This window comes from Limimaricola hongkongensis DSM 17492, assembly GCF_000600975.2.
GTDB classification, from domain to species: Bacteria; Pseudomonadota; Alphaproteobacteria; order Rhodobacterales; family Rhodobacteraceae; genus Limimaricola; species Limimaricola hongkongensis.
Genome location: NZ_KK088653.1, coordinates 1,014,715 through 1,020,876, shown reverse-complemented (window position 1 = coordinate 1,020,876; position 6,162 = coordinate 1,014,715). Strand labels below are relative to the sequence as shown.

The following is a 6,162-nucleotide window of genomic DNA, read 5'->3' as shown; positions in this document are numbered from 1 at the left end:
ACGCTGTCGCCGCGCGTTACGGGGTGAAGCCGAACCAACTGTCGGCATGGCGATGCCTGGCCAAGCAGGGGAAGCTTGTCCTGCCCGCCGCCGAGATGCCGGATGAGCCGATGGCCTTCGCACCGCTCGTCCTGTGCGAGGCGGGGCCGCCGCAGCCATCGCAGCCCTCGGGTCAGTCCGCCGACAGGCTGCGCCTCGTCTTCGGCGATGTGACGATCGAACTCGCCGCCGACACCGGGGCGAAGCGCATTGCCGAGATCGTCCACGCGCTCGGGGCGTCATCGCGATGATGCCATCCCATACCGTCCGTATTCTGGTGGCCACGCAGCCTGTGGACTTCAGGAAGGGCCATGACGGCTTGGCTGCGCTGGTGCAGTCGGTCCTGAAGGAAGATCCGTTCACCGGCACCGTGTTCGTGTTTCGGGCGAAGCGGGCCGACCGATTGAAGATCCTGTTCTGGGACGGGAGCGGACTGGTGATGGCCTACAAGCGGCTGGAGGAAACCACCTTCACTTGGCCGGCGGTTCGGGACGGCGTGATGACGTTGAACCGGGTGCAGTTCGAGGCTCTTTTTTCCGGCTTGGACTGGCGGAAGGTCCGGGCACTGGAGGCGCGCCGACCCGCTGCCGCAGAGTGATGCGGCAGAAGAATTAAGGTGCAATTCCAGCGGCTTATAGTATGTTTTAAGCATGCCTTCCGCTATGGAAATAAACCTGTCGGCCATCCCCGAGGACCAGCGTGAAGCTGTCGCCGCGCTGCTGCGTGAGCGAGGTGAGCTGAAGGACGAAACGGCAAGCCTCAAGAGCGAAACGGCCGGTCTCAGGGAGATCATCAAGCGCCTCGAGCACCTGGTGGCCGAGTTCAACCATCTCATCCATGGCAAGCGGTCCGAGAAGCTCAGCGAAGATGAACGACAGTTGGCCTTTGAGGATCTTGAGGCAGCGGTCGCCGAAGCCAATGAGCAAAAGGAAGCGCAGGCGCCTTCCGATCCCCGGCCTCGAGGTGCGGCCAAACGCAATCGCGGTAACCTGCCCCGGGACCTGCCTCGCATCGAGCGCGTGATCGAGCCCGACAGCCTGCAATGTCCCTGCGGCTGTGGGCAGATGCACAAGATCGGCGAGGATCGCACCGAGCGGCTGGACATCGTGCCCGCCCAACTGCGGGTGATCGTCACGGTTCGCCCCAAATACGCCTGTCGTGCCTGCACCGATGGCGTGCGTCAGGCTTCGGCACCCGCCGCCCTGATCGAGGGCGGCCTGCCGACCGAGGGGGCCATCGCCCATGTGCTGGTCGGCAAATACGCGGACCACCTCCCGTTATACCGCCAGAGCCAGATCCTCGCCCGTTCCGGCATCGACATCCATCGCAGCACCTTGGCCGATTGGGTCGGCGTCGCGGCATTCAATCTGGGGCCGGTGGTGGACCGGCTGGCAGAACACCTGAAGACCTCGACCAAGCTGTTCATGGACGAAACCACGGCACCGGTGCTTGACCCCGGACGCGGCCGAACCAAGACCGGCTTCCTTTGGGCCCTGGCCCGGGATGATCGCGCCTGGAGCGGCGACGATCCACCCGGCGTGGTCTACTTCTACGCCCCAGGCCGGGGCGGGGAGAATGCAGAGACGTTCCTGGCCGGCTTCGACGGCATCCTGCAGGTCGATGGATACACAGGCTACAACCGCCTGGCCCGCCCTTCCCGCAAGGGCGGTGAGCCGATCCGCATGGCGTATTGCTGGGCACATGCCCGGCGCAAACTGAAGGAAGTGTTCGACCGCGACGGCTCGGAGATCGCGGCCGAAGGGCTGCGCCGCATTGCCGAGTTCTACAAGATCGAAACTGACATCCGCGGCATGGTGCCGGAGCTGCGGCTCTCGGCTCGGCAGGCGCGAACAGCACCGCTTGTCGCCGCCTTTGGCGAATGGCTGCAAGAGCAGCGCTTGCGCATCTCCGCCAAATCGCGCCTTGGCGAGAAGCTCGCCTACATCCACCGCCACTGGGACGGGCTACAGACCTTCCTTCATGACGGGCGCGTCGAGATCGACTCCAATTGCGTCGAAAACCTCATGCGTCCGATTGCTCTGAACAGAAAAAACGCGCTCTTTGCCGGCCATGATGAAGGTGGAAAGGCATGGGGCCGCATCGCCTCTCTTATCGAGACCGCGAAGATCAACGGCGTCGAGCCGTTCGCCTACCTCAAGGCAACACTCGAAGCCATCGCCGCCGGCCATCCGCAAGGCCGGATCGAAGAGCTCCTCCCTTGGAACTTCAACCCGTCAAGCTGATCCCGAGTGGGGCGCAGGAGCCGCTTACAGCTGCACGGTTTCCCGATTGAGGTAACAACCGATACAACGATCGCGGACGTGATTTCCGATCGGCTGAACCGCGGCAGAAAAATCGGCAAGTCAGCCCTGCAAAACGTCGAGTATATCCGGAATCACCCATTCGGCCAGACCAAGGTCTCTCTGCTTACGCAGCAGCAGCTCTATGCCTTTGCCGAAAACCTCTCGGATAGCGATAGAACTCCACAAACCGTGGCGGGTTACATGACGCATTTGGCCGCTACTTTGAAATGGGCGCACAGGCGCGGAACCCTGCTTCCTATCGAGGTGGTGTCACTGGCGATGGAGACCCTTTGGGAAGACGAAGTCCTGGCGCGGTCCGAGGAAAGGAAGCGGCGGCCTCAAATTGCGGAACTCAATGCGATCCTTACCGCCCTCACCAACAACCGTCGCCAAAAGCTTCCCATCGCGGTCCTCGTAGTTTTTGCCATCTACTCGGGACGCAGGCTGGGCGAGATTTGCCGGCTTCGTTGGGAGGATCTGCAGGACAACAAGAGGCAGATCCTGGTTCGCGACATGAAGCACCCGCGCAAGAAGAAGGGCAACAACGTCTGGTGCAAACTGCCGCCGGAGGCGCTTGAGATCATCCAAGCAATGCCTCGCACTTCCGAGTATATTTTCCCCTTCTCAGAAAGGTCCATCGGCACGGCCTATCGCCGTCATCGAGACAAGGTCGGAGTCGTGGATCTGCGCTTCCATGATTTCCGCCATGAGGCTATCAGTCGCCAGTTTGAGATTGGCAAGTCTGCCTCTTTCGTTGCTAAGATCTCGGGGCACAAGAACGGTGGCTGCCTTTACCGATACGAGCATGTTGAAGAAGTTGGCGACAAGTTTGCGGACTGGCCGTGGTTCGACCGTGTGCTGGAGATATGCCGGGCACTTCACGTGTAGACGCTCGCCACATGTCGCTCCTGTCGGCGGCAGCGATCAAACCAGCTTCTGAAAAATTGCCGCGAACCGAGGTCCTCTTCAGAACATGAAGAGAAAGTGGAGAAAACCATGAAAACGATCGACCTTCTCCTTGCCCGTTTCGGCGGAGACCCGGTGATCCCCCTCGAGATCGCAGCAAACTACTGGAACTACAAGCCGGATACCTTGAAGCAAAAGATTGATGATGGCGATATTCGGATCCCATACTTTAGCTTGGACGAAGGCAGTCAGAAAGCACGCAGGTTCGTCCGGCTTACGGACCTCGCTGCCCTGATCGATCTCAAGTATTCCGCGGCCCTTGCGAAGTTTCAGGATCAGTGGGCCGAACTCGATGCTGCCTGAGTGGGAGGGTGGGCGCGGCGAACATCTACGCGCCCTCCCGCCATCTTCGACATTCTTGGCGGGTCAGCCTGGGGGTCTTGTTGGCCGCCTTTTGATTGCAGCTTACACGAGGCCTGATCGCCGCCATAAACCTACTTTCAATGCCTCCCGCTTGCTCCCCACTGAACAGGAATCAGCTCAATAAGGTTTTCGTAAGGGTGCAGCCCGAGTTATGTTCACGATCGGCGGCCAATGCTCCGACATGACCTACCACCGAGCTTCGCATACCGTGAGATCTCTGCACAATCTGAATAAACAGCGGCCGAAAGGCAAGGCCACATTATTTCCGCCAACGCCTCTGGAAGACCATCACCACCACAGGGACCAATCTCGTTCGACCGGTATTTTCATCGAAACCAACGACGGAAGCCCTCCAATGAAGGCTGCCGTCTTGCAAGTGGCTTCAATGACGTCAGTAATACCTCAGAATCCGGGCGATCATTGCGAGCCCTTCTTCGTCGGCGATGCACCACATCGCATTGGCAATGGTGGCGGCTGCGCAAGGGATCAAACAAGCCTCCTTGATCGATTCCAATTGCTCAGCGTTCAACCTCCAATTCATGAGGCAAGGGGGGCACGCTTCCCTCTCTTCCCCTGCTTCCCTCGCTTCCGCCCACTCAATGAGGGCCGACTCGACGTCGTTCGTGTTCAAAGTGTTCTCGTAGTTCATATCCGTCTCCATTCTTGTAATCAGAAGGTCATACCGTTCGCTGGAAACGGAAACGGGCATCCGATCATTTTTGTCCCAGATCATGTGCGCCAAGGCCTAAAACCAAGCGGCAGCTTCCGACGTCCGCTCTCGGCCCAAGCAGACATCCAGCCGCTGATCAATGCAGCGCTTCGACGAATAGAAGCGGACCTCAGGCCATGCCCGCCTTGGGATACAGGAACACTTGCGTCTCCAGCGACACCTTGTCGTGTCCGTCGGGCCTTTTTGCAGAGTTCCCGGCCATACGGCTCACACAACGAAGCAGCCGCTTAGGTGGGTGGCATGACGAAGCCCACGCCTGCCAGCGGATCGACGCCTGGCGCCACGACTACAACCGCCATCGGCCTCATACGAGTCTCGACGGGTTGACGCCCAGCGAGTATCATCACCGGAATGAAAACGACAAAACCCTGAACAGAGCTAACCTATAAACGAGGACTCTCAGGGGGGCAGGTCACGTGCCATGTTGTTGGGCGGCGGGCCGCTTTTTTTGTCTGGCTGTGCCGGAAAGTTTCGATCTTACAACGGAGCCGTTGTAACCCGGTTGCTGAACTGGCCCCCGTTTCGACCCGACACTCAGACATAAGCACGTGCTTATGTCTGACTACGAGATCATCACCGATGGCGGCCGCAGGCGCCGCTGGTCTTCGGCGGAGAAGCTTCGGATTGTCGAAGAGACGCTGGAGGATGGCGCCAGCATTTCGGTGGTAGCGCGCCGCAATGGCGTGGCGGCAAACCTGTTGTATCGTTGGCGGCGCCTGATGCTGGATGGGGGAGCCGTGGCCGTGTCCGGAGATGACGACGTCACCAGCAACCGCGCTGTGCGGCAGATGGAGGAGCGCATCCGCGAGTTGGAGCGGCAACTCGGGCGCAAGACGCTCGAGGTCGAGATCCTCAAGGAAGCCTTGGACAAGTCGCGCTTAAAAAACCAATATGGCTCGCGCAGTCGCAGTCCAAGAGCGGTTCCCAGTGAATGCCGTGGCCGAGACGCTGGGCGTCTCCCGCTCGAACCTGATTGCCCGGCTGAACGGGAGTGCGAAGCCGCGTCGGCGCTATAACAAAGCGCAAGACGCGGTGGTGCTTCCGCTGATCTCGGCGATCGTGGCGGCGCGGCCGACCTACGGCTACAGGCGCATCGCGGCGGTGCTGAACCGATGGCTCCGGGCCGAAGGCACTGCACCCGTGAACCACAAACGGGTTTACCGCATCATGAAGGCGCACGACCTCCTACTGGCTCGTAGATACATTGAGAGGCCGGAGCAGACGCATGAGGGCAAGGTCATCATCATGCGCACGAACATTCGCTGGTGCTCGGAAGGCTTCGAGTTCACCTGCTGGAACGGCGATGTCGTCCGAGGGGTCTTCATCATCGACACGCATGATCGGGAGATCATCGCCTGGCGGGCCGCGGTGAACGCCGGCATCAGCGGCTCGGTCATCCGCGACATGAAGCTGGAGGCCGTCGAGACCCGCTTCAGGGGCTACCGGGCGCCGCATCCTGTCGAGATGCTCAGCGACAACGGCTCGCCTACGTCGCCAAGAGCACCCGCATCTTCGCCCGGCAGCTGGGCCTGAAGCCCTGCTACACGCCGGCGAAGAGCCCGCAGAGCAATGGCATCGCGGGGGCCTTCGTGAAGACGCTGAAGCGCGACTACGTCCACGTCACGCCGCTTCCGGATGTCGCTACCGTCCTCGAGTTGCTCGCCGGCTGGTTCGAGGACTACAACGTCCATCATCCGCACTCAGGGTTGAAAATGCGCTCGCCACGCGAATTCATCGCAGCTCAAACCGCAACCGCCTGAG

At 60.6% G+C, this 6,162-nt stretch carries 6 protein-coding genes and 2 pseudogenes; 7 read left to right on the top strand and 1 reads right to left on the bottom strand.

Features of this window, described 5'->3' with window-relative positions:
• The 5 genes from LOKHON_RS15365 to LOKHON_RS15345 all read left to right on the top strand — a co-directional run.
• Positions 1–290, top strand: a 290-nt coding sequence (locus LOKHON_RS15365) for a transposase (RefSeq protein WP_036082703.1), incomplete at its 5' end; no start/stop codon positions are given.
• A gap of 26 nt (positions 291–316) precedes the next feature.
• Positions 317–637: an IS66 family insertion sequence element accessory protein TnpB gene (gene tnpB / locus LOKHON_RS15360; RefSeq protein ID WP_211205662.1), complete on the top strand. Its 321-nt coding sequence runs from the start codon at positions 317–319 to the stop codon at positions 635–637.
• A gap of 64 nt (positions 638–701) precedes the next feature.
• Positions 702–2,282 (top strand): IS66 family transposase, encoded by a 1,581-nt coding sequence (gene tnpC / locus LOKHON_RS15355; protein ID WP_110549166.1) that lies wholly within the window; start codon positions 702–704, stop codon positions 2,280–2,282.
• A 6-nt stretch (positions 2,283–2,288) separates the two neighbouring features.
• Positions 2,289–3,230 (top strand): tyrosine-type recombinase/integrase, encoded by a 942-nt coding sequence (locus LOKHON_RS15350; protein ID WP_017927574.1) that lies wholly within the window; start codon positions 2,289–2,291, stop codon positions 3,228–3,230.
• A gap of 108 nt (positions 3,231–3,338) precedes the next feature.
• Positions 3,339–3,611 carry a pyocin activator PrtN family protein gene (locus tag LOKHON_RS15345; RefSeq protein WP_064483988.1) on the top strand — a complete coding sequence of 91 codons (273 nt, stop codon included), beginning with the start codon at positions 3,339–3,341 and terminating at the stop codon, positions 3,609–3,611.
• A gap of 451 nt (positions 3,612–4,062) precedes the next feature.
• Here the strand turns inward: LOKHON_RS15345 and LOKHON_RS15340 are convergent, their stop codons facing one another.
• Entirely contained in the window at positions 4,063–4,404 is a 342-nt protein-coding gene (locus tag LOKHON_RS15340) for a hypothetical protein (protein WP_162561819.1), read from the bottom strand.
• A gap of 248 nt (positions 4,405–4,652) precedes the next feature.
• Here LOKHON_RS15340 and LOKHON_RS15800 point away from each other — a divergent pair.
• Both LOKHON_RS15800 and LOKHON_RS15330 read left to right on the top strand, forming a co-directional pair.
• Positions 4,653–4,790 (top strand): annotated as a pseudogene (locus LOKHON_RS15800) (integrase core domain-containing protein); the annotation flags it as partial.
• Between the two features lie 165 nt (positions 4,791–4,955).
• Positions 4,956–6,161 (top strand): annotated as a pseudogene (locus LOKHON_RS15330) (IS3 family transposase).
• The last annotated feature ends 1 nt before the right edge of the window (position 6,162 follow it).

Coding starts and splice junctions, on each gene's coding strand:
- tnpC (WP_110549166.1), top strand. CDS start 702: ATGGAAATAAACCTGTCGGCCATCCCCGAGGACCAGCGTGAAGCTGTC.
- LOKHON_RS15345 (WP_064483988.1), top strand. CDS start 3,339: ATGAAAACGATCGACCTTCTCCTTGCCCGTTTCGGCGGAGACCCGGTG.
- LOKHON_RS15340 (WP_162561819.1), bottom strand. CDS start 4,404: ATGATCTGGGACAAAAATGATCGGATGCCCGTTTCCGTTTCCAGCGAA.